The organism is Mesorhizobium sp. M7A.F.Ca.CA.004.04.2.1 (genome assembly GCF_004022825.1).
GTDB lineage: Bacteria > Pseudomonadota > Alphaproteobacteria > Rhizobiales > Rhizobiaceae > Mesorhizobium.
In genome coordinates this window covers 1-1,816 of sequence record NZ_RZPH01001138.1, presented here as the reverse complement: position 1 = coordinate 1,816, position 1,816 = coordinate 1, and the positions used below count along the sequence as shown (strand labels likewise).

At 64.2% G+C, this 1,816-nt stretch carries 2 protein-coding genes; one reads left to right on the top strand and one right to left on the bottom strand.

Annotated elements, in window-relative coordinates; genetic code table 11:
- The first annotated feature begins 68 nt into the window (after window positions 1–68).
- Complete coding sequence (locus tag EN893_RS32185; protein WP_127270851.1) at window positions 69–668, top strand: DUF922 domain-containing Zn-dependent protease; 600 nt, start codon at window positions 69–71, stop codon at window positions 666–668.
- 72 nt (window positions 669–740) lie between these two features.
- Here EN893_RS32185 and EN893_RS32180 read toward each other — a convergent pair whose 3' ends face one another.
- A complete protein-coding gene (locus tag EN893_RS32180) occupies window positions 741–1,799 on the bottom strand; it encodes a Gfo/Idh/MocA family oxidoreductase (RefSeq protein ID WP_127272050.1) in 1,059 nt (352 codons plus the stop codon).
- Between the last annotated feature and the right edge of the window lie 17 nt (window positions 1,800–1,816).

Here is a 1,816-nt window from a genome sequence, read left to right as displayed (position 1 = left end):
ATATAGGAAAAAGCGATCCGATGGCATTGCCCGTTGCGGCAGCCGGTCCTGTTTCGTGGAGAGTTGGATTGAGAGCCTGCGTTCGCCTGTGTCTGTCCTTTGCCGCCCTGCTTGCCTCGCCGCTCACCGCTCGTGCCGAGTGGAAGCCGGTCGAGAAAATCGAGCCCTACGCGATCTCGGGCCGGTCCGGCGCCGAACTCTACCGCTCGATCGGCGAGAAAGGGCCAAAGCTCGGCATTGCCCGCGCCATCGCCTACACCAATTTCAAGCTGACCTGGGGGTTAAGGGACTACAAGCCCAAGGGCAAGGACTGCGTGCTGACGGCCGGGCGGCCGAAGCTGATCGTCACCTACACCTTGCCAAAACCTTCCGGCTCCCTGCCGCCCGCCGTCCAGAAGAACTGGGAAACCTTCATCGCCGGCGTCGCCGCCCATGAGAAGGTGCATGGCGCCAGCATGGTCCAGATGGTCCACGACATCCAAGCCGCGACGAACGGCCTGACCGTCGCCGACGATCCCAAATGCAGCAAGACAAGGGCCGAGGTGGTGAAGCGGCTTGACGCGATCTCGAAGGCGCGGGTGCTGGCAAGCCGCGATTTCGACCGCGTCGAATTCGGCGATGGCGGCAATTTACAGAAACTGGTTTTTTCGCTCGTGACCGGCCCCTGACTGGCGCGGACCGCAGTCCGAAGTTGGCGGCAGTGCTATCTTCGACCGCTGGCGCCGGCCGCTTCGCCCAGCTCACCGCGTTTCCGCACTCGCCCTCAGCTCCGCCCGCTTCTCGTCCGAGACGACGGCCAGATCCAGCACCTTCTGCAATTCGGCGGCATGGCGGAAGGACGGTTCGGCCTGCACGCCGGATCGCACCGCGTCAGTGAAACGCTGGTAGTTGGTCGGCACCGTGCCGGCGTCGAGCTCTTCCCATATGGCGTTCTCGACGTTTTCGCCGATGCAGGCCTTGAGCGTCGAACCATCCAGATTGTGCACCACTTCGATGCCGCCCTTCTCGCCATAGATGCGCAGGCGCAGCTCGTTGAGATGGCCAGTCGCCCAGCGGCTGGCATGCACCACGCCGAAGGCGCCGTTGGAAAAGTCCAGCGTCATGGCGAAGCTGTCATTGGCGTCTAGCCCGTAGTCGCCGATGCGGTTGCCGGGCGCCTTGTCGAAGGCGCGCAGCCGGCAGAAGACATGGTCGATGTCGACGGCTGCGCCATAGCTGGCGAAATCGAGGATGTGGATGCCGACATCGCCAAGCACGCCATTGGAGCCGTGGCCGCGTGACAGGCGCCACAGCCATTTCGGATCGGTGCGCCAGTCGCCCCAGAATTTCGACACCAGCCAGCTTTGCAGGTAGGACGCCTCGACATGCCTGACGGTGCCGATCTCGCCCGCCTGCACCATCTGGCGGGCCTTCTGCAGCGCCGGCACATTGCGATAGGTGAGGTTCACCATGTTGACGATGCCGGCGGCCTCGGCGGCGTCGGCCATCTCGGTCGCCTTGCCATAGTTTTCGGCCAGCGGCTTCTCGCACAGCACCGGCTTGCCGGCGGCGACCAGCGCCATGGTGGTCGGGTGGTGGATGCGGTCCGGCGTGACATTGGCCACCGCGTCGAACTCACCCCATGTCAGCGCCTCATCCAGCGCGGTAAAGCGGTTGGGAATGTCAAAACTGTCGGCGAACTCGCCGACCCGTGCCGGATCGACATCGACCGCGCCGACGATGTCGACGCCGTCGATGGCGGTGAAGCGCCGCGCATGTTCCTGCGCCATCCAGCCGGTGCCGAGTATCAAAAGCCGCATTCTTTGCTCCTTGGGGT

Coding starts and splice junctions, on each gene's coding strand:
- EN893_RS32180 (WP_127272050.1), bottom strand. CDS start 1,799: ATGCGGCTTTTGATACTCGGCACCGGCTGGATGGCGCAGGAACATGCG.